The sequence below is a fragment of the Pseudomonas sp. LBUM1671 genome, assembly GCF_059695685.1.
Genome location: NZ_CP166782.1, coordinates 3,284,362 through 3,308,603 on the forward strand (window position 1 = coordinate 3,284,362; position 24,242 = coordinate 3,308,603).

24 protein-coding genes are annotated in these 24,242 nt (G+C 61.0%); 15 read left to right on the forward strand and 9 right to left on the reverse strand.

The window, feature by feature from the left end; translation table 11 throughout:
• Window positions 1-2 precede the first annotated feature (2 nt).
• Both ACA060_RS15005 and ACA060_RS15010 read right to left on the reverse strand, forming a co-directional pair.
• Complete coding sequence (locus tag ACA060_RS15005; protein WP_497311609.1) at window positions 3-1,667, reverse strand: AMP-binding protein; 1,665 nt, start codon at window positions 1,665-1,667, stop codon at window positions 3-5.
• 277 nt (window positions 1,668-1,944) lie between these two features.
• Window positions 1,945-2,961 (reverse strand): AraC family transcriptional regulator, encoded by a 1,017-nt coding sequence (locus ACA060_RS15010; RefSeq protein ID WP_497311610.1) that lies wholly within the window; start codon window positions 2,959-2,961, stop codon window positions 1,945-1,947.
• A 275-nt stretch (window positions 2,962-3,236) separates the two neighbouring features.
• Here ACA060_RS15010 and efeU point away from each other — a divergent pair, with 275 nt between their 5' ends.
• The 5 genes from efeU (at window position 3,237) to ACA060_RS15035 (ending at window position 8,804) form a co-directional block, all read left to right on the forward strand.
• Window positions 3,237-4,076 carry an iron uptake transporter permease EfeU gene (efeU, locus tag ACA060_RS15015; RefSeq protein WP_497311611.1) on the forward strand — a complete coding sequence of 280 codons (840 nt, stop codon included), beginning with the start codon at window positions 3,237-3,239 and terminating at the stop codon, window positions 4,074-4,076.
• An 8-nt stretch (window positions 4,077-4,084) separates the two neighbouring features.
• Entirely contained in the window at window positions 4,085-5,284 is a 1,200-nt protein-coding gene (gene efeO, locus ACA060_RS15020) for an iron uptake system protein EfeO (RefSeq protein WP_497311612.1), read from the forward strand.
• Between the two features lie 17 nt (window positions 5,285-5,301).
• Window positions 5,302-6,600, forward strand: a complete 1,299-nt coding sequence (gene efeB, locus ACA060_RS15025; protein ID WP_497311613.1) for an iron uptake transporter deferrochelatase/peroxidase subunit — start codon at window positions 5,302-5,304, stop codon at window positions 6,598-6,600.
• Window positions 6,601-6,624: 24 nt separating this feature from the next.
• Complete coding sequence (gene efeO / locus ACA060_RS15030; protein WP_497311614.1) at window positions 6,625-7,449, forward strand: iron uptake system protein EfeO; 825 nt, start codon at window positions 6,625-6,627, stop codon at window positions 7,447-7,449.
• 185 nt (window positions 7,450-7,634) lie between these two features.
• On the forward strand, window positions 7,635-8,804 hold the full coding sequence (locus tag ACA060_RS15035) for an MFS transporter (RefSeq protein WP_497311615.1): 1,170 nt from the start codon (window positions 7,635-7,637) through the stop codon (window positions 8,802-8,804).
• Between the two features lie 3 nt (window positions 8,805-8,807).
• On the opposite strand, the gene pssA is transcribed toward ACA060_RS15035, so the two are convergent.
• Complete coding sequence (gene pssA / locus ACA060_RS15040) at window positions 8,808-10,151, reverse strand: CDP-diacylglycerol--serine O-phosphatidyltransferase (RefSeq protein WP_497311616.1); 1,344 nt, start codon at window positions 10,149-10,151, stop codon at window positions 8,808-8,810.
• Between the two features lie 214 nt (window positions 10,152-10,365).
• Here pssA and ACA060_RS15045 point away from each other — a divergent pair, with 214 nt between their 5' ends.
• Complete coding sequence (locus ACA060_RS15045) at window positions 10,366-10,929, forward strand: TetR/AcrR family transcriptional regulator (protein ID WP_497311617.1); 564 nt, start codon at window positions 10,366-10,368, stop codon at window positions 10,927-10,929.
• Between the two features lie 56 nt (window positions 10,930-10,985).
• Window positions 10,986-11,462 (forward strand): nuclear transport factor 2 family protein, encoded by a 477-nt coding sequence (locus ACA060_RS15050; RefSeq protein WP_497311618.1) that lies wholly within the window; start codon window positions 10,986-10,988, stop codon window positions 11,460-11,462.
• 120 nt (window positions 11,463-11,582) lie between these two features.
• Here the strand turns inward: ACA060_RS15050 and sfnG are convergent, their stop codons facing one another.
• A complete protein-coding gene (gene sfnG, locus ACA060_RS15055) occupies window positions 11,583-12,677 on the reverse strand; it encodes a dimethylsulfone monooxygenase SfnG (RefSeq protein ID WP_497311619.1) in 1,095 nt (364 codons plus the stop codon).
• Window positions 12,678-13,006: 329 nt separating this feature from the next.
• On the opposite strand from sfnG, the gene ACA060_RS15060 reads away from it, so the two are divergent.
• Entirely contained in the window at window positions 13,007-14,245 is a 1,239-nt protein-coding gene (locus tag ACA060_RS15060) for an acyl-CoA dehydrogenase family protein (RefSeq protein WP_497311620.1), read from the forward strand.
• 191 nt (window positions 14,246-14,436) lie between these two features.
• Complete coding sequence (locus tag ACA060_RS15065; RefSeq protein WP_497311621.1) at window positions 14,437-15,216, forward strand: TSUP family transporter; 780 nt, start codon at window positions 14,437-14,439, stop codon at window positions 15,214-15,216.
• On the opposite strand, the gene nudC is transcribed toward ACA060_RS15065, so the two are convergent.
• From nudC to ACA060_RS15080, 3 genes are all read right to left on the reverse strand, one after another.
• Window positions 15,184-16,014 (reverse strand): NAD(+) diphosphatase, encoded by an 831-nt coding sequence (gene nudC / locus ACA060_RS15070; RefSeq protein WP_497311622.1) that lies wholly within the window; start codon window positions 16,012-16,014, stop codon window positions 15,184-15,186. The genes ACA060_RS15065 and nudC overlap by 33 nt on opposite strands.
• A 6-nt stretch (window positions 16,015-16,020) precedes the next feature.
• Window positions 16,021-16,833 carry a crotonase/enoyl-CoA hydratase family protein gene (locus ACA060_RS15075; RefSeq protein ID WP_497311623.1) on the reverse strand — a complete coding sequence of 271 codons (813 nt, stop codon included), beginning with the start codon at window positions 16,831-16,833 and terminating at the stop codon, window positions 16,021-16,023.
• 209 nt (window positions 16,834-17,042) lie between these two features.
• On the reverse strand, window positions 17,043-17,816 hold the full coding sequence (locus ACA060_RS15080) for a class I SAM-dependent methyltransferase (RefSeq protein WP_497311624.1): 774 nt from the start codon (window positions 17,814-17,816) through the stop codon (window positions 17,043-17,045).
• A 127-nt stretch (window positions 17,817-17,943) separates the two neighbouring features.
• On the opposite strand from ACA060_RS15080, the gene ACA060_RS15085 reads away from it, so the two are divergent.
• The 5 genes from ACA060_RS15085 to pncA are packed head-to-tail and all read left to right on the forward strand — an operon-like array spanning window position 17,944 to window position 20,606.
• Entirely contained in the window at window positions 17,944-18,084 is a 141-nt protein-coding gene (locus tag ACA060_RS15085) for a hypothetical protein (RefSeq protein WP_497311625.1), read from the forward strand.
• Window positions 18,081-18,611, forward strand: coding sequence for a tetratricopeptide repeat protein (locus ACA060_RS15090; RefSeq protein ID WP_497311626.1), 531 nt, complete (start codon window positions 18,081-18,083; stop codon window positions 18,609-18,611). The genes ACA060_RS15085 and ACA060_RS15090 overlap by 4 nt, the downstream gene beginning before the upstream one ends.
• 12 nt (window positions 18,612-18,623) lie before the next feature.
• Window positions 18,624-19,163, forward strand: coding sequence for an RNA polymerase sigma factor (locus ACA060_RS15095; protein ID WP_178082307.1), 540 nt, complete (start codon window positions 18,624-18,626; stop codon window positions 19,161-19,163).
• Window positions 19,160-19,927 carry an anti-sigma factor family protein gene (locus ACA060_RS15100; RefSeq protein ID WP_497311627.1) on the forward strand — a complete coding sequence of 256 codons (768 nt, stop codon included), beginning with the start codon at window positions 19,160-19,162 and terminating at the stop codon, window positions 19,925-19,927. The genes ACA060_RS15095 and ACA060_RS15100 overlap by 4 nt, the downstream gene beginning before the upstream one ends.
• Window positions 19,928-19,976: 49 nt before the next feature.
• Window positions 19,977-20,606 carry a bifunctional nicotinamidase/pyrazinamidase gene (gene pncA, locus ACA060_RS15105; protein ID WP_497311628.1) on the forward strand — a complete coding sequence of 210 codons (630 nt, stop codon included), beginning with the start codon at window positions 19,977-19,979 and terminating at the stop codon, window positions 20,604-20,606.
• 165 nt (window positions 20,607-20,771) lie between these two features.
• Here the strand turns inward: pncA and ACA060_RS15110 are convergent, their stop codons facing one another.
• A complete protein-coding gene (locus ACA060_RS15110; protein WP_497311629.1) occupies window positions 20,772-22,073 on the reverse strand; it encodes an ATP-binding protein in 1,302 nt (433 codons plus the stop codon).
• 4 nt (window positions 22,074-22,077) lie between these two features.
• Window positions 22,078-22,779: a response regulator gene (locus ACA060_RS15115; RefSeq protein ID WP_109631796.1), complete on the reverse strand. Its 702-nt coding sequence runs from the start codon at window positions 22,777-22,779 to the stop codon at window positions 22,078-22,080.
• Window positions 22,780-23,074: 295 nt separating this feature from the next.
• Between ACA060_RS15115 and ACA060_RS15120 the strand changes: the two genes are divergently transcribed.
• Window positions 23,075-24,232, forward strand: a complete 1,158-nt coding sequence (locus ACA060_RS15120) for an efflux RND transporter periplasmic adaptor subunit (RefSeq protein WP_109631799.1) — start codon at window positions 23,075-23,077, stop codon at window positions 24,230-24,232.
• Window positions 24,233-24,242 lie beyond the last annotated feature (10 nt).

Here is a 24,242-nt window from a genome sequence, read left to right on the forward strand (position 1 = left end):
ATTCAAGCTGAAACGTTCTTCGCGGCGGCCTCTTGAGCCTTTGCGATTTCCTGGTTGCGCAAGATAAAGCGCTGCAATTTGCCGCTTGGGGTTTTCGGCAACTCGCTGACAAATTCGATTTCACGCGGGTACGAATGCGCCGCCAGACGCTTGCGCACGTGTTGGCGCAGTTCTTCGGCCAGTTCCGGTGTCGCGCGGTATTGCTCACAGATCACGACGAAGGCCTTCACCAGCTCGGTACGTTCCGGGTCGGGCTTGCCGACGACGGCGGCTTCGATCACGGCCGGGTGTTCGATCAACGCACTTTCCACGTCGAACGGGCCGACGCGGTAACCGGATGTGGTAATCACGTCATCGCTGCGGCCGACGAAGCTGATGCTGCCATCCGGGTTCCACTCGACGGTGTCGCCGCTCAGGTAATAGTTGCCGACGAACGCTTTGGTTGGCGCGCCTTCGTAACCGGCGAACCAGCACATCGGCGACTGGGTGCGGTCGATGGCGAGGATGCCGGGCTGACCGACGCCGAGTTCCTTGTATTCGTCGTCGAGCACCACGATGCGGTGGCCCGGCGAGGCGAAACCGGCAGCGCCCATGTGGATCGGGTGCTCCAGGCCGTGGTGATTGCACAGGACCATGCCCAGTTCGGTCTGGCCGTAATGGTCGTGAATGACCACGCCGAGGTTGTCGGCGAACCAGCGGATCACTTCCGGATTCAGCGGCTCGCCGGCGCTGCTGACAATGCGCAGTTTGCCCTTGATCGACCTGGCGAATTCATCGCCGCCGGCAATCAGCAAGCGGTACGCGGTCGGCGACCCGGTGAGGTTGGTGATGCCGTATTTGTTGATGACCCGGCAAGTGCTTTCGAGGGTGAACGGGCCGTCGTAAAAGGTGATCGGATGCCCCATCGCCATCGGCCCGGTAACGCCGAAATAGATGCCGTAGGCCCAGCCCGGATCGGCCACGTTCCAGAACGCGTCTTCGGGGCGCAGGTCTACGGCGTCGCGGGTGTAGCTTTCGAAGGCGACGATGGCCTTGAGCGGCACCGACAAGGCTTTCGACGGGCCGGTGGTGCCCGAGGTGAACATCAGCAGGAACGGGTCTTCGCCGGTCAGCAGCACCGGTTCGCACTCGGCAGAGTAATTGGCCAGTTCGGCCCAGAAACTGTAATCGCCACGGACAATGCCTTGGCCTTTCGCACCGCCGACGGTGACGATGGTCGGGCAGTCGGCAACTTCAGCGAGTTTGGGGCGGTTGACCGCGTCGGTGACCACCACTTTGGCGCCGGAGCTACTGAGACGGTGCTCGATGGCTTTCGGGCCGAAGGCGGTGAACAGCGGCTGATAGACCGCGCCGATGCGCCAGGTCGCGAAGACGGTGATCAATAATTCAATGTTGCGTGGCAAGAGGCCGGCGACCTTGTCGCCCCTCTTCACGCCTTGGGCCAGCAGGAAATTGGCAAAACGCGCGGCCTTGTCCTGCAGGTCGCTGAAGGTGTACGTCGCGCTGGCGCCGTCGCGGCCTTCCCAGAACAGCGCAATGCGCCCCGGCAAGGCATGCCGGTCGCAACACTCGACGCAGGCGTTGAGGGCAGTCAAATCACCGGCAAGAGCGGCGTCGACGGTGTGCTGATAATTGAACTGTGACGTGGCAGACAAGTAATCGCGCATTGCCAGAATCCCTCTGTATTTTTGTTAGGTTGGGGGAACCGTAAAAAACCACAGAAATACTCGCCCCGCGCGGTGATCGGGGCAATGGTCAAAGCTATCAAGTTGTCTGACTGGTTTGGCCAAGGTTCAAGGGGTGTGTTGCCTGGACTGGCGCCTTCGCGGGCAAGCCCGCTCCCACAGTGTTTTGTGTCGTTTGTAATTATTGTGAACAATACAAAACCCTGTGGGAGCGTGGCTTGCCCGCGAAGAGGCCCGCCCTATCAACACAATCCTCGGATCAGTGTGCTTCGTTGAGGATCAAGCTCCGGTAATGCCCCGGATTCGACCCCGACCACTTGCGAAACGCCTTGTAGAACGAACTCGCATCCGCAAACCCCAGCCGCGTGGCGATTTCGGCGAAGCTGATGTGCGGCTCGGCCAGCCACACAATCGCCAATTCCTTGCGCACACTGTCCTTGAGCCCTTGATAGGTCTGCCCTTCCTCCGCCAGGCGCCGGCGCAAGGTCGAAGCCGACATGCACAGTTGCTGCGCCAGGGGCTCGGTCTCCGGCCACTGTTCGGCGGGCAGTTGTCTCAGATCATGCTTGATCCGGCTCGCCAGGCTTTCCGGGTCGCGGTACTTGACCAGAATATTCGCCGGCGCATGGGCCAGGAACCGCTTGAGCTCTTCCGGGCTGCGCTTGATCGGCAGGTCCAGGCAATCGGCCGAGAAAATCATCCGCGTGCGCGGCCGATCGAATCGCAGGTTTTCGGAGAACATCACCTGATAGTCATCGCAGAAATCCGGCTCCGGGCAGCGCAGTTCGATGGCCAGAATCGGTATACGTCGCCCGGCCAACCAACAGGCGACACCATGCACGATCATCCAGTAGGTGAAATAGGTGAAGGCCCGGCGCGGGTCCTGGTCGTCTTCCAGCAGCACTATCTCCGCCAGGCTTTGCTGATGAACCAACTGCGCGGGCATGCGTTCGAGCATCAACGACAGAAAACTCAGGCCTGAGGTCAGGCCGGCCGCCAGGCTCGGCTGGATCATCGAGCTGCGACAGAGAAACTCAAGGCTGCCGGACTTGAGCTTGCGCGGGTCCATGCCAAAAAACTCATCATCCCCACGCCGGGCGAGCAAGCGCCAAAGCCGTGCATACGCCGTCGCCGGAACGCGGGCATCACTGGTTTGCAGCAGCTGCGGATCAATGCCGACCTTGTTCAATACCTCGTCGGTGGCGGCTCCGGGGGCGCAGCTTTGCAACAGGGCTTCACGCACCAGTTGGATGGCGATGGTGTCTTTTTCCGACATTGAGCGAGGTGGGCCTTGATCTTGTTTGAGTGCCGGCATATTAGCGCACAGCGACCCAATCCTGTAGGAGCGAGGCTTGCCCGCGAAGCAGGCGACTTGGTCTTGCCCTGAAACCGCGTAATCGTTCTTCGCGGGCAAGCCTCGCTCCTACAAAGGTACGGGGTGATCTTTGATTTGTTCAGGTTAGGTTCAGGTAAATGCCAATGAATGCCATTTGGGAATGAGTGTCATTATGTTACAAATTAGCACCCTATCTAATTCCAAGTCGGTGCTGAATGCTTGTCCCTTTTCTGATCATGCTGCGCGAAGGCATTGAAGCCGCGTTGATCGTTGGCATCATCGCCAGCTATCTCAAGCAGACCGGCCGTGGCCAGTGGATGCCCGCCGTGTGGATCGGCGTGTTTCTCGCCGTTGCGCTGGCCCTGCTGGTGGGCGGTGGTCTGGAATTGGTCAGCGCCGAGTTCCCGCAGAAACAACAGGAACTGTTTGAAGGCGTGGTCGGCTTGTTGGCCGTCGGCATTCTCAGCTCGATGGTGTTCTGGATGCGCAAAGTGGCGCGTTCGATCAAGCACTCGCTGCACGTCTCCCTCGATCACGCGCTGACCGGCTCCAAACATCAGGTGACCGCGCTGATCGCCATGGTGTTTTTTGCTGTGGCCCGCGAGGGTCTGGAAACGGTGTTCTTCCTGCTCGCGGTGTTCCAGCAGAGCGAAGGCCCGGCAGCGCCGATTGGCGCCCTCCTCGGCCTGATCCTTGCGGTCATCGTCGGGTTCCTCATTTACACCGGCAGCATGCGCTTGAACCTCGGCGCATTCTTCCGCTGGACCGGTCTGTTCATCCTGGTGGTCGCGGCCGGCATTCTCGCCAACTCGGTGCAGGCGCTGCATGAGGCCGGGGTGTGGAATCACCTGCAAACCGTGCTCTTCGATTTCAGTGCGACGCTGCCGATGGACGGCCCGGTAGGTTCGGTGCTGGCCGGCATGTTCGGTTACCAGGACGCGCCGACGGTCAGCACCCTCGGGGCCTATCTGATTTACCTGGTGGTGGCGCTGGTGATGTTTTTTCTCCCTGCGCCCGCACTCGCTGAACAACCCTCTTCCGTTTCCAGCCAGTAAGGGCACCCATGCCAAATCAAGCCCCTCTCCAGGCCTTGCCTCCCCGCGCCTTGCGCTGGGCGGTGGCCGGTTCGGTGATCGTGATGATCGCCGCCGGTGGCCTGTTCTACTACGCCTCGAAAATGGCCGCCGCCAAGCGCCAGACCAACCATGATGAAGTGCTGGTGACCATTCACTCGCACAGCTGTGAGCCGAATGCGCTGACCGTTCCGGCGGGCCGCGCCAGTTTCCGTATCGTCAATCGCTCGGATCGGGCCGTTGAATGGGAAATCCTCGACGGCGTGCTGGTGGTCGAAGAACGGGAGAACATCGCGCCGGGCCTGAGTCAGGTCATCAACGCCAACCTGCTTCCCGGCGACTACGCGATCACCTGTGGACTGCTGAGCAACCCGCGCGGCACTTTGCACGTGACCCCGACCGCCGCTTCCGACGCGGCGGCCAAGGCCAAACCGTCGATGGTCGCGTTCGTGGGGCCGTTGTCGGAATTCCGCGTGTACCTGAGCAGCCAGGGCAGCGCACTGATCAAAGCCGTCGCCGCCCTTGAGCAAGCCATTGCCGCCGGCGACCTGAGCCAGGCACAAGCGCTATATGTGCCCGCTCGCGTCGCTTATCAACGAATCGCGCCGGCTGCCCAGCGTCTGGCCGAGCTGGACAACGCGATCAACGCCCGCGCCGATTACTTCGAGAAACGCGAGCAGGACCCGGCCTTCAGCGGTTTCCACCGGATCGAATACGCGCTGTTCCAGCAACGCAACCTCGACGGCTTGACGCCGGTTGCCCAGCGCCTGAGCAACGACGTCACCACGCTTAAGCAGCAACTGCTCGCCCAGTCGCTGCCACCGGAGCAACTGGTGAGCATTGTCGTGCGCAATCTCAACAGCCTCGCCGATGTGCGCGCCAGCAGCGGCGAAGAAGAACGCTACAGCCACATCGACCTGAACGGTTTTGCCGCCAACCTCTTTGCTGCGCGCAAAGTTGTCGACCTGTTGCGCCCGTTGTTGACCAAGTCTGCCGCCGAGTTGCTGCCGAAGATCGACGGTGCGATCACCGCGCTCGATGCCGAACTTAATGGCCTGAAGGTCAAGGACGGCTACGCGACCTATGACACGGTCACCGCCGAACAGCGCAAACAGATCGCCGACAAGACCAAGGCCCTGGCCGACGCACTCGACGCCATCGATCCCGCCCTCGGCCTCTCCGGCCTTTAAGCAGAAGACTCAAAACGATGAACGATTCAGAACACTTCAACCTCCAGCGTCGCCGGGTATTGATGGGCATGGGCGCCGCCGGTGTCGCGCTGGCAGGCTCCGCACTGAGTTGCCCGGCAATGGCCGCGAGCCCCGCGCAAGTCACCGAGGCGCCGAGCAGCGACAAGACCGAAGACCGCCACGCGTTCCACGGCCAGCACCAGACCGGCATCGTTACCCCGCGTCCGGCGTCCGGCATGTTGGTCTCGTTCGACGTGTTGGCCAGTGATCGCGAGGACCTGGAGCGGCTGTTCCGCACCCTCAACGAGCGCATCGCGTTCCTGATGCAGGGCGGCCCGGTGGCGCAAGTCGATCCGAAACTGCCGCCGGTGGATTCAGGAATCCTCGGCCCGGTGGTCACGTCGGACAACCTGACCATCACCGTGTCGGTGGGCGAATCGCTGTTCGACGAGCGCTTCGGCCTGGCCGCTGCCAAACCGAAACGGCTGATGCGCATGGTCGGTTTCCCCAACGATGCACTGGAAGCCGATTGCTGCCACGGCGACCTGAGTTTGCAGTTCTGCGCCAACACCACCGACACCAACATCCACGCCCTGCGCGACATCGTGAAAAACCTGCCGGACCTGCTGCTGGTGCGCTGGAAACAGGAAGGCAGCGTGCCGCCACAGGCGCCGACGAAACCCGGTGTGCCGGCGCAGAGCGCACGCAATTTCCTGGGTTTTCGCGACGGCTCGGCGAACCCGGATTCCAACGACGTCAAGGCCATGGACGGCATCGTCTGGGTGCAACCGGGCAGCGACGAACCGTCGTGGGCGGCCAATGGCAGCTACCAGGCGGTGCGGATCATCCGCAACTTCGTCGAGCGCTGGGACCGCACGCCCTTGCAGGAACAGGAAAGCATCCTCGGACGCATCAAAAGCACCGGCGCGCCCATGGGCGGCGAACATGAAACCCAGGTCCCGGACTATGCCAAGGACCCGGAAGGCAAGCTGACCAAGCTCGACGCGCACATCCGCCTCGCCAACCCGCGCACCGCCGCGACCCAGGCCAACCTGATCCTGCGCCGGCCGTTCAACTACTCCAACGGTGTGAACAAAAACGGGCAGCTGGACATGGGCTTGCTGTTCATCTGCTACCAGGCCGATCTGGAAAAAGGCTTCATCACCGTGCAGACCCGACTCAACGGCGAGCCGTTAGAGGAATACCTCAAGCCGGTCGGCGGCGGTTACTTCTTCACCCTGCCGGGTGTGACGAGCGACAAGGACTTCATCGGTCGCTCGCTGCTTGACGCTACCTCACCCAACACAAACACCTGAACGCCCCCCACACGGAACCGTCCCATGAAAAAGTCGCCACTCGCGTTACTGCTGACCCTTGGCTTGCTCAATACTCCGCTTTCGGCTTTCGCGGCGACGGCGCCGTTGGAGTTGGTGCAGCCGATTTCCGATTACAAAATCTACGTCACCGAGCAACTGGATGAGTTGGCCAGCCACACCCAGCAGTTCACCGATGCCGTGAAAAAAGGTGATCTGGCCACCGCCAGGAAACTCTACGCGCCGACCCGGGTTTACTACGAGTCGATCGAGCCGATTGCCGAGCTGTTCAGTGACCTCGATGCGTCCATCGACTCGCGCGTCGATGACCACGAAAAAGGCGTGAAAGCCGAAGACTTCACCGGTTTCCACCGCATCGAATATTCGCTGTTCTCGGAGAACAGCACCAAGGGCCTCAATGAACTGGCCGATGGCTTGAACAAAGACGTCAAAGACCTGCAAACCCGCGTCGCCGGCCTGACCTTTCCACCTGAGAAAGTGGTAGGCGGTGCTGCTGCGCTGCTGGAAGAAGTGGCGGCCACCAAGATCTCCGGTGAAGAAGATCGCTACAGCCACACCGACCTGTACGACTTCCAGGGCAACATCGACGGCGCGAAGAAAATCGTCGACCTGTTCCGTCCGCAGATCGAGAAGCAGGACGCGGCGTTTATTGCCAAGGTCGACAAGAACTTTGCCAGCGTGAACAAGATTTTGGCGAAGTACAAAACCAAGGAAGGTGGGTTTGAGACGTATGACAAGGTGAAGGAGAACGACCGTAAAGCGTTGGTTGGGCCGGTGAATACGTTGGCTGAGGATTTGTCCACTTTGCGTGGGAAGCTGGGTTTGAACTGAGGATTTTGTAGCGTTTTGGCGGGCCCCTTCGCGGGCAAGCCTCGCTCCTACAGGGGAATGCGTCAACTGTAGGAGCGAGGCTTGCCCGCGAAGGCATTATCACGCTCACCAATATTCCTCCTGCCTTGCACATAACCCGCGCTAACATCCCCCGCCAATAACAAAAGCTCACGGAAGACTCACCCATGACCACCCCTGCCTTCGACCTGCGCCCACTCATGGTCGCCAACATGGCCTGTTCCATGTCGATGATGGCGTTCGTCTCCCTGATCGGGCCGATCGCCCGGGTGTTGGGCCTGGCCACCTGGCAGGCCGGCGCGGCGGTGACGGTGTCCGGGGTGATCTGGATGTTGCTCGCCCGCCCCTGGGGTCAGGCCAGTGATCGCTATGGCCGACGAAGGATTCTGTTGATCGCCACGGCCGGTTTCACCCTCGCCTACTGGGCCTTGTGCCTGTTCATCGACGCGTCGTTGCGGTTTCTGCCGTCGGCGCTGCTGGGGTTTATCGGGTTGATGATCGGACGCGGCCTGATCGGCGTGTTCTATGCCGCGATTCCGGTGGGTGGCAACGCGTTGATCGCCGATAACATCGAGCCGCAACACCGAGCCAAAGCCATGGCTGCCTTGGGCGCGGCCAACGCCTGCGGCCTGGTGATCGGACCGGCGATTGCGGCCTTGTTGTCGCGCTTCAGCCTGAGCTTGCCGTTCTATGCCATGGCGGTCCTGCCGTTGCTGGCGTTCGTGGTGCTGCACTACAAGCTCAAGGGTCAGGAACTGCACCTGCGGCAAGCGCCGCGCAAGGTTCATCTGAACGATCCACGGCTACGCCGCCCGATGGCCGTCGCGTTCGTGGCGATGCTCTGTGTGTCGATTGCGCAGATCACCGTCGGTTTCTTCGCCCTCGACCGTCTCGGCATGAGCCCGGCCGATGCCGCGCAAACCGCTGGCATTGCCTTGACCATGGTCGGTTTCGCGTTGATCTGTTCGCAACTGGTGGTGCGCCGGCTCGAATGGCCGCCGCTGCGGCTCATCCGCGCAGGCGCGCTGGTGGCGGCCGTGGGTTTTGCCGGCAGCATCCTGGCGGATGCCGCGTGGGGTTTATGGCTGTGTTTTTTTGTGTCGGCGGGCGGGATGGGCCTGATTTTTCCGTCGTTCGCGGCACTGGCGGCCAACGCGGTCGACGCCTCGGAACAAGGCGCCACCGCCGGCTCCATTGGTGCCGCGCAGGGCTTCGGCGTGGTCATCGGGCCGCTGGCGGCGACGCTGATCTACGACATCGAACCGCGCCTGCCCTATCTGGTCGCCGCTGCGCTGTTGCTGCTGGTGGCGCTGTGGCCGCAGCCTCGACAGCACTGAGCCTTACAGAATGCGATAGAGCAAACGCTCGATCCGCACCCGGCTGACACGTTTGAGAAACTTGGCCACCGCCGCCGGGTATTCCAGCAGCGTTTCAAGATCCTGATAACGCTGGATGCGCGTGGTGTTCTGGAAAATCTCCTCCAGCTCCTTACTGCGCGGCTCCAGCAGTTCGCCTTTCGGGTCGTCGATCAACAGCGCGTTTTCCAGGTCAAGACGGAACGCCCGTGGATTGAGGTTATTGCCGGTCAACAAGGTGTAGCGCTTGTCGATCCACATGCCTTTGAGGTGATAGGTGTTGTCGCCGTCCTTCCACAAATGCAGGTTCAGCTTGCCGCTGTCGATGCTGTGCTGATGGCGTTTGGCGAAGCGTCGCAGACTGATCTCGTAGAGATACGGCAGCGCCGCGATCACCTTGAACGGCTCGCTTGGCGGGATGTAGAAGTCGTTGGCGGTCTTGTCACCGACCACGATGTCGATCTTCACGCCACGGCCCAGGGCCCGGTTGATTTCCCGGGTCACCGCCAGCGGCAGGTTGAAATACGGTGTGCAGATGGTCAGCTGATGCTGGGCACTGGCGATCAGTTCACAGATCACCCGACTCAACGGGTTGTTCTTGCCCACACCGAGCAGCGGACTCACCGACAAACCGCCTTTCGCGGTACTGCCGGCGGTGGTGTCGTACGCCGCGTGCTTGAGGCGGCTGCGCAAATCGCCGATGTCGTTGCGCAGGCTGCGGGTGGTCGGCAGGTTCGGCAGGTCGAGGCGATGCACCGCTTTGGAGGCGACCAGACCGTGCTGGATCAAGTGCTGCATGGAATCAGCCAATGCGGCGTTCCGCAGCAGGTGATAACGGTCGTAGCGGTACTTGTCGAATTTGTGCAGGTAAACGTTGTTCAGGCTCGCGCCGCTGTAGATCACGCAGTCGTCGATCACGAAGCCTTTCAAATGCAGCACGCCAAACAGCTCGCGGGTCTGCACCGGCACGCCGTAAACCGGCACAACACTTTCGTGGGTGCGCGTCGCCTCTTGATACCAGGCGGAGTTGCCCGGCTGCTTGCCGGCACCGATCAAGCCACGCTGGGCGCGCAGCCAGTCCACCACCACGACCACGTCCAGTTCTGGACGCGCCAGTTTGGCGGCGTGCAAGGCATCAAGGATTTCCTGGCCGGCCTCGTCCTGCTGCAAATACAACGCGACGATGTAGATGCGCTGGGTGGCGCTGGCGATTTTTTCCAGCAGGCAACGACGGAACTCGGCAGCGCCGGAAAGAATGGTGACGGCATCGGCGGTCAGCGGAAAACTGCGCAGTTTAGGCAGCAGAGAGCGTTTGAAAAGCGACGGCATAGGGCTCGCAATGGGTCAATTCCGAAGAGTCCGAGAGCTTACACCATGGATGGGCTTGGGTCTTGCTGGCGTCTGTGCTGTCCCCATCGCTAGCAGGCTAGCTCCCACATTTGAAATGCATTCCCCTGTGGGAGCTAGCCTGCTAGCGATGGCTTTCTAATCGCCAAAAAATATTTGCTTGACCAAGGAGAACGATCGTTCTACTGTTCGCCACATGAACGAAATCACAAGCAACGACACACGCGACATCATTCTGGATGTCACCGAAAAGTTGATCTATAAAAGTGGCATCGCCGCCACCGGGATGGATCTTCTGGTGAAAACCGCCGGCGTCTCCAGAAAAAGTATCTACCGCTACTTCGCCAACAAGGAGGAGCTGACCGTCGCCGCCCTGCAACGCCGCGACGTGCGCTGGATGCACTGGTACAGAAGTGAAGTCGATCAGGCTGAAACCCCGGCCGACCGCCTCCTTAACCTGTTTGCCGTGCTCAAGGCCTGGTTCGCCTCCGAAGGCTTCCGTGGCTGCGCATTCATTAACACCAGCGGCGAAACCGGCGACCCGCAAGACCCGGTCCGCCTGGTCGCCAAAGACCACAAACAGAAGCTGCTCGACTACGTGCGCGAGCTCTGCACCGAACATGGCGCTACCGACCCGGAGACGTTGGCCAAACAGCTGCTGATCCTGATCGACGGTGCCATTACCGTAGCGCTTGTGATGGGTGATCACAGTGCCGCCGATAATGCGCAATGCATGGCGCGAAAGTTATTGGACCTGTAACACTTGAACCAAGCCCGACAACTTGCTTGAACTTTAATTTGAGAGGGAGACGTTAAATGTCTAACGCAGAAGTTCGTCCGCCATTGCCGCCCTTCACCCGTGAATCGGCCATCGAAAAAGTTCGCCTGGCCGAAGACGGCTGGAACTCCCGTGATCCGGAACGCGTGTCGCTGGCCTACACTCTGGACACCAAGTGGCGAAACCGCGCCGAGTTCGCCTACAACCGCGAAGAAGCCAAAGGTTTCCTGACCCGCAAATGGGCCAAGGAACTGGATTACCGCCTGATCAAGGAACTCTGGGCCTTCACCGACAACCGCATTGCAGTGCGTTATGCCTATGAATGGCACGACGACTCGGGCAACTGGTTCCGTTCCTACGGCAACGAAAACTGGGAGTTCGACGAGAACGGCTTGATGGCCAACCGGTTTGCCTGCATCAACGACATGCCGATCAAGGAAAGCGACCGCAAGTTCCACTGGCCGCTGGGGCGTCGCCCTGACGATCACCCAAGCCTGTCCGACCTGGGCCTGTAACTTCACCTAAATCCATTGTGGGAGCGGGCTTGCCCGCGATGACTGACTGACATTCAACGATGATGTTGTCTGTCACTCCGCTATCGCGGGCAAGCCCGCTCCCACAGGGATCTATTGTGTTCAGACGACAGCCGTCTGCTTCTTGATAGCTGCTTTCGCTTCAAGCTCCCGCACCAACGGCAACACCCGCTTGCCGAAATACTCCACTTCTTCCTGGAAGTGCAGGAACCCCGCCAGCACCAGGTCCACGCCCACCGCTTTCAACGCCACGATGCGCTCGGCAATCTGTTGCGGCGTGCCGATCAGGTTGGTCTTGAAGCCATCGTTGTATTGCACCAGATCCTCAAACGTCGATTTCGCCCAGTTGCCCTCGCCCTCTGGTGACGCCCTGCCCGCTTGCTTTGCCGCGTCACCAAAGGCACTCACTGCTTCCGGATCGGCCTGATCGATGATTTGCGCCAAGACTGCCCGGGCCTCTTCTTCCGTGTCGCGGGCGATGACAAACGCATTCACACCGATTTTCACCGAGTGATGATTGGCTGCCGCCTTGAAGCGGATGTCGTCGACCTGAGCCTTGATGCCTTCAGGCGTGTTGCCGTTGGTGAAGTACCAGTCCGACACCCGCGCGGCCATGTCCCGGGCTGCGCGGGAACTGCCGCCCTGGAATATTTCCGGCTGGCCCAGTGGCTTGGGCTTGAGGCTGTAGTTGTCGAAGCGATAAAAGTCACCACGATAGGTGAAGTTGTCCTGAGACCAGATGCCTTTGAGTGAGCGAATGAATTCTTCGGAACGGCGATAACGCTCGTCGTGCTCGAGCCAGTGTTCGCCAATCGCCTGGAATTCGCCCTTGAACCAGCCGCTGACGATATTCACCGCGACCCGGCCGTTAGTCAGTTGATCGATGGTCGCCAGTTGCTTGGCCGCCAATGCCGGTTGCCAAGGCCCCGGCAGGATCGCGGCGATCACCTTCAGTTTGGTGGTTGCGGCCAGCAGCGCATGGCTGAAGGCGACCGACTCGTGCTGGAACTCGGCACCGTAACCGGCGGTGAAACGAATCTGGGTCAGGGCATATTCGAACCCGGCCTCTTCAGCCAGTTGCGCCAGCTTGCGGTTGTAATCGATGCCCCAGTGGGTGCGTTGTTCGATCTTGCTGACCACCAGCCCGCCGCTGACGTTCGGCACCCAGTAGGCAAATTTGACGGATTGCTGACTCATTGGCTTGTCCTTGGGACGTTGGGAAGTCCTTGGGTCGGAGCAGCAACCGTGCCAGTGCTGGTTACTTGTGAGAGAACTGTGGCGAGGGAGCTTGATCCCGCTTGAGTGCGCAGCGCTCACAAAAATTCTGGGGCCGCTGCGCAGCCCAGCGGGAGCAAGCTCCCTCGCCACAGATGTCGGTGTGTCCGGGGCAATTTGCGGATGCGCTGTTGGCTGGGCAACAGTTGGGCACATCTGAACATCGACCATGTCGCGCAAACCCTGGCCTGAAGCGCCAGGCATGGTCCGTGCAATCCCTCCTTGGCATTCACTGCCCAAGGAACCCTCCCATGACCGAACACCAGATCATCAACCCTCTGTCCATTGGCACTGACTATGAGGCGTTGGCCTCAAGATTCCGCCCGATCTTCCAACGCATCGCCGCCGGCGCTGTGGGGCGAGAACAGTCCCGCAGCCTGCCCTTCGAGCCGATTCAATGGCTCAAGGACGCCGGCTTCGGCGCCGTACGGGTGCCGGTGGAATATGGCGGTGGCGGCGCGTCCGTGCCGCAATTGTTCGAATTGCTGATCGAACTGGCCGAAGCCGATTCCAATGTGCCCCAGGCCCTGCGCGGGCATCTCGCCTTTGTCGAGGACCGCTTGAACTCGTCGCCGGGACCGGGCCGGGATTTGTGGTTCAAGCGCTTTGTCGACGGTGACATCGTTGGCAATGCCTGGACCGAAATTGGCAGCGTGGCCATCGGCGACGTCATCACCAAAGTCTCGCCCCACGGTGATCAATGGCGACTCAATGGTGAAAAGTTCTACAGTACCGGCAGCCTGTTTTCCGACTGGATCGACGTGTACGCCCAGCGTAGCGACACCGGCGGCGATGTGATTGCCGCGGTCCGCACCCGCCAGCCCGGGATCGTGCAGAGCGATGACTGGGACGGTTTCGGCCAGCGCACCACTGGCAGCGGCACCTCGCGGTTTATCGACGCTGAAGTGGACGCCGAGAACGTCATCGACTTCGCCACCCGCTTCAAATACCAGACTGCGTTTTATCAACTAGTGTTGCTGGCCACCCTGGCCGGGATCGGCCGCGCGGCATTGCGCGACGTGGCGCATCAGGTGCGCGAGCGCAAACGCATTTACAGTCATGGCAATGCTCAGCATGTCAGCCAGGATGCCCAGGTTCAGCAAGTGGTCGGGGACATCGCGGCATGGGTGTATGCCGCAGAAGCGAGTGCCTTGAAGGCTGCGGAACCGGCGCAACGGGCGTATCTGGCGCGGTTTTCGGGTGATGAAGTGCTGGAGCGGGCAGCGAATGTCGCGGCGGAAATCGAGTCGGCCAAGGCGCAAGGGGTGGTTTCTGAATTGATCCTGCGGGCGACCACCCAGTTGTTCAATGCGCTAGGGGCTTCGGATGTTCGCGAGGGGAAATCGCTGGATCGGCATTGGCGCAATGCGCGGACGGTGTCGTCGCACAATCCGCTGATCTACAAGGCGCGGATTGTCGGGGACTGGACGATCAACGGGACCGAGCCGCCGTTTGTGTGGCAGATCGGGAATGGGCCGCAGCCAAAGTGATGTGTTGTTTGGGCTGACGCCATCGCGAGCAGGCTCGCTCCCACAGGGGATTTGTGACCGCCACAGATTCAGTGTGGGAGCGGGCTTGCTCGCGATGGGGCCAGACGGGTCGCCGCAAAGTCAGGATCTAGGTAAGATAGCGGCCCTTCCCCGCAGCCCCTTGCTGCACCCCGCCGAATAAGCCGATTTCCATGCCTTTCGAACTCAGCGTTGACCTCACCACTCTGGCCATTCTGGCCTTCGTCGCTTTCATTGCCGGTTTCATCGACGCCATTGCCGGCGGTGGCGGTCTGCTGACCACTCCGGCGCTGTTGACCGCCGGCCTGCCGCCGCACTTGGTGCTGGGCACCAACAAACTGAGTTCGACCTTCGGCTCCGCCACCGCCAGTTTCACCTTCTATCGCCGCAAGCTGTTCCATCCACGGCAGTGGGTCCATGCCATCGTCGGCACGCTCGTCGGCGCGTTGACCGGCGCGATCGTCGCGCATTACCTGCCGGCCGAATGGCTCAACAAAATGCTCCCGGTGATCGTGTTCGCCTGTGGCCTGTATTTGTTGTTCGGCGGCACGCCAAAAGCGCCGCTGGACAGCGACGCACCGATCAAGAAAAAGTGGCAATCGACCCAAGGCTTCAGCCTCGGTTTCTACGACGGCGTGGCCGGTCCGGGCACCGGCGCGTTCTGGACCGTCAGCAGTATGCTGATGTACCCCATCGACCTGGTGAAGGCCAGCGGCGTCGCGCGCAGCATGAACTTCGTCAGCAACATCGCGGCGCTGTCGGTGTTCGTGTTTTCCGGGCAGGTGGACTGGATCATCGGCCTGAGCATGGGCCTGTCGGTCATGGTCGGCGCGTTTTTCGGGGCTCGCACCGCCATCAGCGGCGGCGCGAAGTTCATTCGCCCGGTGTTCATCACCGTGGTACTGGGCTTGACCGTGCGGTTAGCCTGGCAACACTGGTTCAGCGTGGCCTAAGCGCCGCGCCACGTACACGTCGATAAGGTAACGGGCAATCGAGCGCGACGCCGGCAACGGCGGCAACGCATGAACGTTGAACCACTGGGCGTCTTCGATCTCGTCTTCCTGGCAGACAATCTCGCCGCCAGCGTACTCGGCGTGAAAACCGAGCATCATCGAGTGCGGGAACGGCCAGCACTGGCTGCCCAGGTACTGGATGTTCTTGACCTCGATCTGCACCTCCTCGCGCACTTCGCGAATCAGGCAATCCTCGGCTGACTCACCGGGTTCGGCAAACCCGGCCAACGTGCTGTAGACCCCAGTCACAAAGCGCGGCGAACGGGCCAGCAGCACTTCATCACCCCGGGTCACCAGCACAATCATGCTCGGCGAGATGCGCGGGTAATAACGCAAATCACACGGCTCGCAGTACATCGCCCGTTCACGGGGCACTTGCGTCGCCGCCTGGCCACAGTTGCCACAAAAGCGATGCTCGCGATACCAGGTGCCAATCTGCGCGGCATAACCGAGCACCTTGTACACCGTGTGGTCGCCATCGAGCATGAACGCCCGCAGGCCTTTCCAGTTGCAGCCCGGCACATCGCTGTGACTGCGCAATTCCAGCAGATAGACCGGTTCACCATCGAGGTGACCGATGCCATGTTCGGCCAGGATCGACAAGTCCTGACGCTTGAGCCATTCGCGAGGGAACAGCGCGCCATTGTCATCGAACAAAAAGCCTTCGGGGCTGCGAGCCACGGCCCAGCCGCCGGGTTGATCGGTGTCCAGTACTGCAGTGGTCCAGCGTGAAGTCATGTTTAATCAATCCAGAAATTCGGGTTTCTGTTTGCTCATATGGGCGGCCATGGCCACGCGCAAATCGGTGGATTGCAGCATGGCGGCGTTCCAGGTGGCGACGTATTCGAGGCCGTCGTCGATGCGGTGGTCGCGCATGTAGCTGATCATCTCTTTGGTGCCGGTGACCGCGATCGGCGACTTGCTGGCAATTTCCCGGGCAATGCCCATCACTCCGTCCAACAGGCTGGCAGGGTCGCTGTAAACGCGATTGACCAGACCGATACTGCGCGCTTCCTCGGCGCCGAAGGTGCGACCAGTGTAAGCCAGTTCACGCAGCATGCCGTCACCGATGATCCGCGGCAAGCGTTGCAAAGTGCCCACGTCGGCGGCCATGCCGATGTCGATTTCCTTGATCGAGAATTGCGCGTCTTCGGCAGCGTAACGCATGTCACACGCGGCAATCAGATCGATGGCGCCACCCAGGCAATAGCCCTGAATCGCCGCCAGCACGGGCTTGCGGCAATTATCGACCGCATTGAACGACGCTTGCAGGGCGAGGATCTTGCGGCGCAGCAGGCGTGCATTGCGGCCGACGTCCTTGCCCAGTTCATTGGCCACCCCGGCCAGCATCATCAGGTCGATGCCGGAGGAAAAGTGCTTGCCGGCGCCACTGAGCACCACCACCCGGGCTTCATCGGTGTCGTCGATCCACTGGAAAATTTCGATGATCTCGCTCCAGAACGCGGCGTTCATCGAATTGATCTTTTCCGGGCGGTTGATCTGCACATGGGCGATTTTATCGGCCAGTTCAACGGTGAACGCGGTGTACTGAGACATGGCAGTGATCCTTTACCGGGGTAGAAAATGAGGCCCGGACTATAACAAGGCATTGCCTGGGGAAGTAAGGCAGTGGTTCGGCCAAAAGCGGGACTGACTGATGGATCTTTAGTGTCTGTGCCGGCCTCTTCGCGGGCAAGCCTCGCTCCTACGGGGGATACGGTGCCATTGTAGGAGCGAGGCTTGCCCGCGAAGGCCGCACCGCCGATTCAACCGCCCTTCACCGCCACAAACGCCACGGTTTCATACGGCACGGTCACCACATCCTTCCCGCGCAACTCAGGCTCCCCGGCAATCATCGACCGAATCTGTTCATCCACCCTCTTGCGCTGCTCTTCAGGCAATGCCGCAATAAAACTGATCGAGCGCACCCGATTGAAAATCACATCCTCCGGCGTCCCCGTGTGCTTGTGGCTGAAATGCTGCGCCAGCAACGGCCCGAACGCCGGGTGAGGAAAGGCTCGCCGCCAGGCCCCGGTGTAATAGCGCGGCGTATCGCCTTCCCGCGCAGTGATAATCGCATCCAGTTTCGGCATCCAACTCACCTTGGTATCCCGCAGGTTCCACACCAGCCCAAGCTTGCCGCCGGGCTTGAGGACCCGGGCGATTTCGGTCAGGGCTTCGGGGCTGGCAAACCAGTGAAAGGCCTGCGCGCAGACCACCACATCCACCGAGGCATCGGGCAGTGGGAGATCCGTCGCCGTGCCGCTGACCGCCAAGACGTCCGGGAACGCCAGTGACAGTTTCTCAAGCATTTGCGCCACCGGCTCCACCGCAATCACCTGCGCGCCCGTCGCTACCAGTCGGCCAGTAAATTTGCCGGTGCCCGCGCCGAGGTCGATGACGGTTTTGTCCGCGTTCAATCCCAGGGTATCGCTCAACCAGTCAGCCACTTGCGGCGGATAATCCGGACGTCCGCGAACATACGTATCGGCGGCGGTTTTATAGCCTGCAGCGGCAGAATGATGGACCTGATCTTTCATGGCAGTGCTCCCGATCGACAACGAATGCTGTCGAGCATAGCGCCTCGATTTGCGCTTTCACTGCCAAAGAAATGAATAATTGTTCACCCTGCGGTGTTCTCCAATCAACGCCCCATGAGAATTGACCGTGAACAACCTGAACCCCGATTCACCGCCCCGTTACGACCGCCTCACCATGAGCCTGCACTGCCTGACAGCCTTGCTGGTGATTGGCTGCCGGGGCGTGGTTTACACTGAATCGAATCTACTTGCGGAGCATTTTCCATGACTTTACGTTTTGCTGTTTTCACCGCCCCGCTAATGCTTGCAGTGGCATTGTCCGGCTCGCTGGCCCTGGCCAATGGCGACGATGACGCCCCGGCCAAACCCAACTGCCCCAAAGGCCAGGTTTTCGACACCAAGTCGCAGAAGTGCGTGATGCAGACCAGCAGCCTGGTCCCGGACGCCGACCGCACCGATTACGCTTATCGCCTGGCCAAGGACGGTCGTTACGAAGAAGCCCTGGCGCTGCTCGACACGCTCAAGAATCCCAATACCGCCAAGGCCCTTAACTATCGTGGCTACGCCACGCGTAAACTGGGGCGCACCGACGAAGGCATCGGTTATTACCTGCAATCGGTCAAACTCGATCCTCGGTATGCGCAAGTGCGTGAATACCTCGGCGAGGCCTACGTGATCAAAGGTCGGCTGGACCTGGCGCAAGAGCAGTTGCAGCAGATCAAATCGATCTGTGGCAGCACGTGCGAGGAATACCAGGACCTGGCCGACGCCATCAACGATTCATCGAAAACCTGACACACCGAACAGATGGAGGTCGCCATCGCCAGCGATCAGACAATACGAGCAGAACTGGGCCAGCATCTGACGCGTTTATGGCGTTACGGCCTGCTGCTGTCCCGGCAACGGCATGTCGCCGAAGACCTGGTGCAAGCCACCTGCGTTCGGGCGCTTGAACGTGCCGGGCAGTTTGTCCCAGGCACTCGCATGGACCGCTGGCTGTTGAGCATTCTGCACTCGATCTGGCTCAACGAAGTGCGCTCCCGGCGGGTGCGCCAGGGACAGGGCCTGGTCGATGCCGATAGCCAGTTGTCGTTTGACGGTGAATCCGTGGCGCAGACCCATGTGCTCGCCGCCCAGGTCATCCGCCGCGTCGACGCTCTGCCCGAGGCCCAACGCGAGACGGTGTACCTGGCGTATGTCGAAGGCTTGTCGTATCGCGAAGTCGCCGATGTGCTTCAAGTGCCCATCGGCACCGTCATGAGCCGCCTCGCCACTGCCCGGGTGAAGCTGGCGGAATATCCGCCGCTGCACACAGTACCGAACCCTTTCACGGGAGAACGTCGATGAACGACCGAACGACACCCACGGACGAGCAACTGGTGGCGTACCTCGACGATCAACTTGATGCCGACCAGCGCACCCGCATCGACGCGGCCATTGCTGAAGACTCGACACTCAACCTGCGCCTGCAATGGCTGGCCCGCAGCAGCCTGCCGTTCAAAGAAGCCTACGACGAACTGGCTCAACAGGCGCCCGTCGACCGCTTGCAGTCGATGCTCGACACCTTACCCACACCTGAACGCCCGGCCCTGAATCGACGCTGGTTCCTTGCCGCTGCGGCGAGCCTGGTGGTGGGCGGTGTGGTAGCGGATCGTTTGTTTCTTGGCTGGCAAATGAGCCAGGAAAAGAGCAATTGGCGGGGCCTGGTCGCCAACTATATGTCGCTGTACGTGCCGCAAACCCTGGAGCACTTGCCCGTCGACGAAGCTTCGCAACGGGCGCAATTGCGCACCATCGACGCGCGTCTGGGCCTGAACCTCACGCCTGCGCAACTGGCCCTGCCTCGGTCCGAATTGAAGCGTGCGCAAATCCTCGAGTACGACGGCATGCCCATCGCGCAGATTACTTATCTGGATCCGTCGCATGGTCCGATAGCCTTGTGCGCCAAGCGCTCCAACAGTGGCAGCCGGCATTTCACCCATGAGATTCGGCACAGGATGAACGTGGTGTATTGGGCGGACATGGAGCATGCGTGGATGCTGATCGGACATAACCCGGCGGCGGAACTGGAGAGCATGGCGAAGTTATTGCGCAGCCGACTTAGCGCGTGAGCGAAGTTGTCCTATGCTTGGCGTCCGTTTTCCAAGGAGGAACCTAACCATGCCCAACGCTTCTCGCACAGCCTTGCTGGTCATCGACGTACAGAACGACTTCATTCCCGGCGGCCAACTGCCGGTGCCTGAGGGTGACCTGATCGTGCCCTTGATCAACCGACTCGGCGGCCAGTTCAAACAAGTCATCATCGCCCAGGACTGGCACCCGCCGGGCCACGCCTCGTTCGCCTCCAGCCACCCTGGCCGCCAGCCTTACGATGTGATTCAGTTGCCTTACGGCGCGCAAACGCTGTGGCCGGACCATTGTGTTCGGGCGACGACCGGGGCCGAGTTGCACAAGGATCTGGACCTGCCCCACGCACAATTGATCATCCGCAAAGGCTGTAATCCGGACATCGACAGTTATTCGGCGTTTCTGGAAGCGGATCGCACGACTACCACCGGGCTGGCCGGCTATTTGAAAGAACGCGGCATCGACACCGTTTACCTGGTCGGACTGGCACTGGATTTTTGCGTGATGTTCTCGGCGCTGGATGCACGGGCGGCAGGGTTCAATGCGTTTGTGGTGATGGATGCGTGCCGGGCGATTGATCTGGACGGATCATTGGCAGCGGCGATCGAGCGGATGCAGGTGGCTGGGGTTGGGTTGATTTCCTCCACTGAAGTACCGGGCTAACCCCCTGTAGCAGCTGCCGTTGTGGTGAGGGGATTTATCCCCGTTGGGCTGCGAAGCGGCCCCCAGCGTCCGTTCAGACAGACCGAGTTGTCTGGATTTACGACTGCTTCGCAGCCGAACGGGGATAAATCCTCTCGCCACAGGGCAGCTGCTACACCACGTGCGTCAGGCTGAGGTGGGGAGCCACAAACGGAACCGTGCACCACCCAACGGCGACGATTCGACGGTCAGCGTGCCGCCCTGCGCTTCCAGCGCTCGACGGCTGATCGCCAGCCCCAGGCCAAACCCACCCGTTGCCCGATCGCGGCTGCGGTCCAGTCGATAGAACGGTTCGAATATCCGCTCGCGTTCATCATCGGGAATACCGATGCCGTCGTCATCGACCCAGATTTCGCAACCCTTCGCGCACACCTGCACGCCAATCTGAATGCGCTTTTCGCAGTAGCGCATCGCATTGCGCAGCAGGTTTTGAATCGCGCGAGCGGTCAGTCGCGGATCCAGCACAAAGCGTTCGAGCTGCCCATGCAGCACTACATCGATCACGATGTCCGGCGATTCCAGCTCTTCATCGACGCTGCCCAAAATACTGTCGATAAACTCATCCAGCGACACTTCGATCTGCTCCGGCAGCCGCGCCGGGTTTTGCAGTCGGCTGTAGGACAGCAACTCCAGCACCAACTCATCCAGTTCCCGAATGTGCGCGACCAGCCCCAGCAGTCGTTCGCGGCTGGCGGCCGGCAAGTCGTCGGACAGCGCCAGGGCCAGGCCGAAGTCCAGCCGCGTCAGTGGCGTGCGCAGTTCGTGGGAGACGGCGTTGAGCAGGTCGCGTTGCTGGTTGAGCAGGTTTTCGATATCGCCGGCCATGGTGTCGAAGACGTTGGCCAGGCTGCCGATGTTGGAGTGCGGGGAAATCTGCGTGCGCTCGTCGAGGTGGCCTTTGCCGAAGCGTTCGGCGGTGCCTTTGAGGCGTTCCAGGTCGCGCCAGTGCGGGCGCAGCCACAGTAACAGACAGGCGAGCATGGTCGCGCCGATCAGTACGTTGATGCTCCAGTACAACAGGCTGACGTCCATCGGGTCCGGCGGCACGACCATTTCGACAACGGTCTGCGGGTTCAGCGGCGCCACGGCCAGAGTGCGCCAGCCCCAGTCGCCGATGCGCACGACGTTCTCGCCACGCTGCAAACGCTGGCGTTCATCGGGGGTGAAATCGGGGTCGTCATGGCGGGTCAGGACGATCTGCAGCGGCGCGAATTCCTTGTCCATCTCGCTCGCCAGCGCCGGCCACTGCGCTTCGGGCACGGCGTGGAACTGTTTGACGATGAGGGTTTGCAGCCCGCGCGAATAATCGAGGTTGTAGGCGACAAACCGCTCATGGAATACCTTGATCACCAGGTCCGGCATCAAGTAGATCGCCGCGCTGTACGAAACGATCATCACCAGATAGAGGCGAAACAGGATCCTGAACATCGTCTCAGCATTCCCACTCGGAACGGCTGAACAGGTAGCCCTTGCCCCACACGGTCTTGATCTTGCGCGCCTCGCCCGCGTGGTCGTCGAACTTGCGCCGCAATTTGGAAATCGCCACGTCCACCGAGCGGTCGGTGCCGTTGAATTCGATGCCGCGCAGGCGTTGCAGGATCTGGTCGCGGCTCAACACTTCGCCGGCATGCCGGGCCAGCACCACGAGCAGGTTGTATTCGCCACTGGACAGTTCGACCAGTTGTTCGCGCCAGGTCACGGTGCGCTCGGACAGGTCGATGCACAGGTTGCCCATGAGGATGCGGTCGTTGGCGGTCTGCGGTTCGCTGAGGCTGCTGCGGCGCAACAGCGTGCGCACGCGGGCCAGCAACACGCGGGGCTCGCAGGGTTTGGTGACGTAATCGTCGGCGCCCATTTCCAGGCCCAACACCTGGTCGTGGCTGTCGTCGCGGGCGGTCAGCATCAGGATCGGCAATGTCGCCGAATCCGCCCGCAGCAACCGGCAGACTTGCAGGCCATCGAGCCCCGGCAGCATCAAGTCGAGGATCACCAGGTCCGGCGGATTGACCCGCGCCCGCTCACGCACGTGGTCGCCACGGCTGATCACACTGACGCAATAGCCATTGCGCTCCAGGTAGCTGGCAATCAGTTCGGAGAGCGCGGTGTCGTCTTCGACCAGGAGGATGTTGGGCATGGGGTGTTTCCAGAAAGTGCAGTGGCGCCTGTCAGGCCGCCATCGCTAGCAGGCTAGCTCCCACAGGGATTTGATGTGAGCACAGATTTTGTGAACATCCCCAATCTACTGTGGGAGCTAGCCTGCTGGCGATGGCGGTATGACCGTCGCAAAAAGTTTCAAGCGGCCAAGGATATACGCCCGCGCCCGCCCGTGAGTAAAACCCTTACACAATTTCACACAGCACCAACAAAGCTTCACCGCTACTCTCCTCGCCTCCCCGTAGGATGCGGGCAGTCATTATTGGGGTATTTACATGTCAAAGAACCTGCTTGCCAAGCTCAGCCTGATGGCTTTGGCATTGACACTAAGCGCTTGTGACAAGTCCTCAAGCGCCGAAGAACAGGCGCCTCTGGCCACGGTCCGCGTCGAAACCATCGAAGCCCGGCCCTTGTCGATCACCAGCGAATTGAGCGGGCGGATTGCCGCGCCACGGATTGCCGAAGTGCGTGCACGGGTTGCCGGCGTCGTGTTGCAACGCGCCTTTCGCGAAGGCAGCGACGTGAAAAAAGGCGACGTGCTGTTTCGTATCGACCCGGCGCCGTTCAAGGCAGACCTGGACAGCGCCGAAGCATCCTTGCGCAAGGCTGAGGCCAACGCCTTCCAGGCCAAACTGCAAGAACAGCGTTATGCCCAGTTGATCGAAGGCAACGCCATCAGCGGTCAGGATTACGACAACGCCCGGGCCAGCGCCCGGCAAACCGCCGCCGACGTCGCCGCCAACAAAGCCGCCGTGGACCGGGCGAAACTCAACCTCGGTTACGCCACCGTCACCGCGCCGATTTCCGGGCGCATCGGCCGTGCGCTGGTGACGGAAGGCGCACTGGTCGGGCAGAACGAAACCACGCCACTGGCACTGATTCAGCAGCTGAACCCGATTCACGCCGACCTGACCCAATCAACCCGCGAACTCAACGACCTGCGCCGCGCCTTCCGCTCAGGCCAATTGAAAGAAGTGGGCCAGGGTCAGGCCAAGGCCACGCTGATTCAGGATGACGGCAGCCTCTACCCGCTGCCGGGCAAATTGCTGTTCACCGACATTACCGTCGACCCGGGCACCGGCCAGATCATCGTGCGCAGCGAATTCCCCAACCCGGACCTCGATTTGCTGCCGGGCAGCTTCGTGCGGGTGCGCCTGGAGCAAGCGGTGAACCAGCAAGGCATCAGCGTGCCGCAACGGGCCATTCAGCGTGACAGCGCCGGTATTGCCCAAGTGCTGGTGCTCGACGCCGAGCAACGCATCGGCCAGCAACCGGTCGAACTGGGCGCGGTGCAGAACGATCGCTGGATCGTCACCGGCGGTCTCAAACCCGGCGACCGCATCGTCACCGAAGGCCTGCAACACGCCAAGCCCGGTGAAAAAGTCCAGATCGACAACACCCCTCTTCCACTTGCCCAGGTTTCTGGTCAGTAAGCAGGACGCT

Coding starts and splice junctions, on each gene's coding strand:
- ACA060_RS15120 (WP_109631799.1), top strand. CDS start 23,075: ATGTCAAAGAACCTGCTTGCCAAGCTCAGCCTGATGGCTTTGGCATTG.
- pncA (WP_497311628.1), top strand. CDS start 19,977: ATGCCCAACGCTTCTCGCACAGCCTTGCTGGTCATCGACGTACAGAAC.
- ACA060_RS15100 (WP_497311627.1), top strand. CDS start 19,160: ATGAACGACCGAACGACACCCACGGACGAGCAACTGGTGGCGTACCTC.
- efeU (WP_497311611.1), top strand. CDS start 3,237: ATGCTTGTCCCTTTTCTGATCATGCTGCGCGAAGGCATTGAAGCCGCG.
- efeO (WP_497311612.1), top strand. CDS start 4,085: ATGCCAAATCAAGCCCCTCTCCAGGCCTTGCCTCCCCGCGCCTTGCGC.
- nudC (WP_497311622.1), bottom strand. CDS start 16,014: ATGACTTCACGCTGGACCACTGCAGTACTGGACACCGATCAACCCGGC.
- ACA060_RS15095 (WP_178082307.1), top strand. CDS start 18,624: ATGGAGGTCGCCATCGCCAGCGATCAGACAATACGAGCAGAACTGGGC.
- ACA060_RS15050 (WP_497311618.1), top strand. CDS start 10,986: ATGTCTAACGCAGAAGTTCGTCCGCCATTGCCGCCCTTCACCCGTGAA.
- pssA (WP_497311616.1), bottom strand. CDS start 10,151: ATGCCGTCGCTTTTCAAACGCTCTCTGCTGCCTAAACTGCGCAGTTTT.
- ACA060_RS15080 (WP_497311624.1), bottom strand. CDS start 17,816: ATGAAAGATCAGGTCCATCATTCTGCCGCTGCAGGCTATAAAACCGCC.
- ACA060_RS15115 (WP_109631796.1), bottom strand. CDS start 22,779: ATGCCCAACATCCTCCTGGTCGAAGACGACACCGCGCTCTCCGAACTG.
- sfnG (WP_497311619.1), bottom strand. CDS start 12,677: ATGAGTCAGCAATCCGTCAAATTTGCCTACTGGGTGCCGAACGTCAGC.
- ACA060_RS15035 (WP_497311615.1), top strand. CDS start 7,635: ATGACCACCCCTGCCTTCGACCTGCGCCCACTCATGGTCGCCAACATG.
- ACA060_RS15090 (WP_497311626.1), top strand. CDS start 18,081: ATGACTTTACGTTTTGCTGTTTTCACCGCCCCGCTAATGCTTGCAGTG.
- efeO (WP_497311614.1), top strand. CDS start 6,625: ATGAAAAAGTCGCCACTCGCGTTACTGCTGACCCTTGGCTTGCTCAAT.
- ACA060_RS15060 (WP_497311620.1), top strand. CDS start 13,007: ATGACCGAACACCAGATCATCAACCCTCTGTCCATTGGCACTGACTAT.
- efeB (WP_497311613.1), top strand. CDS start 5,302: ATGAACGATTCAGAACACTTCAACCTCCAGCGTCGCCGGGTATTGATG.
- ACA060_RS15110 (WP_497311629.1), bottom strand. CDS start 22,073: ATGTTCAGGATCCTGTTTCGCCTCTATCTGGTGATGATCGTTTCGTAC.
- ACA060_RS15005 (WP_497311609.1), bottom strand. CDS start 1,667: ATGCGCGATTACTTGTCTGCCACGTCACAGTTCAATTATCAGCACACC.
- ACA060_RS15065 (WP_497311621.1), top strand. CDS start 14,437: ATGCCTTTCGAACTCAGCGTTGACCTCACCACTCTGGCCATTCTGGCC.
- ACA060_RS15045 (WP_497311617.1), top strand. CDS start 10,366: ATGAACGAAATCACAAGCAACGACACACGCGACATCATTCTGGATGTC.
- ACA060_RS15075 (WP_497311623.1), bottom strand. CDS start 16,833: ATGTCTCAGTACACCGCGTTCACCGTTGAACTGGCCGATAAAATCGCC.
- ACA060_RS15010 (WP_497311610.1), bottom strand. CDS start 2,961: ATGTCGGAAAAAGACACCATCGCCATCCAACTGGTGCGTGAAGCCCTG.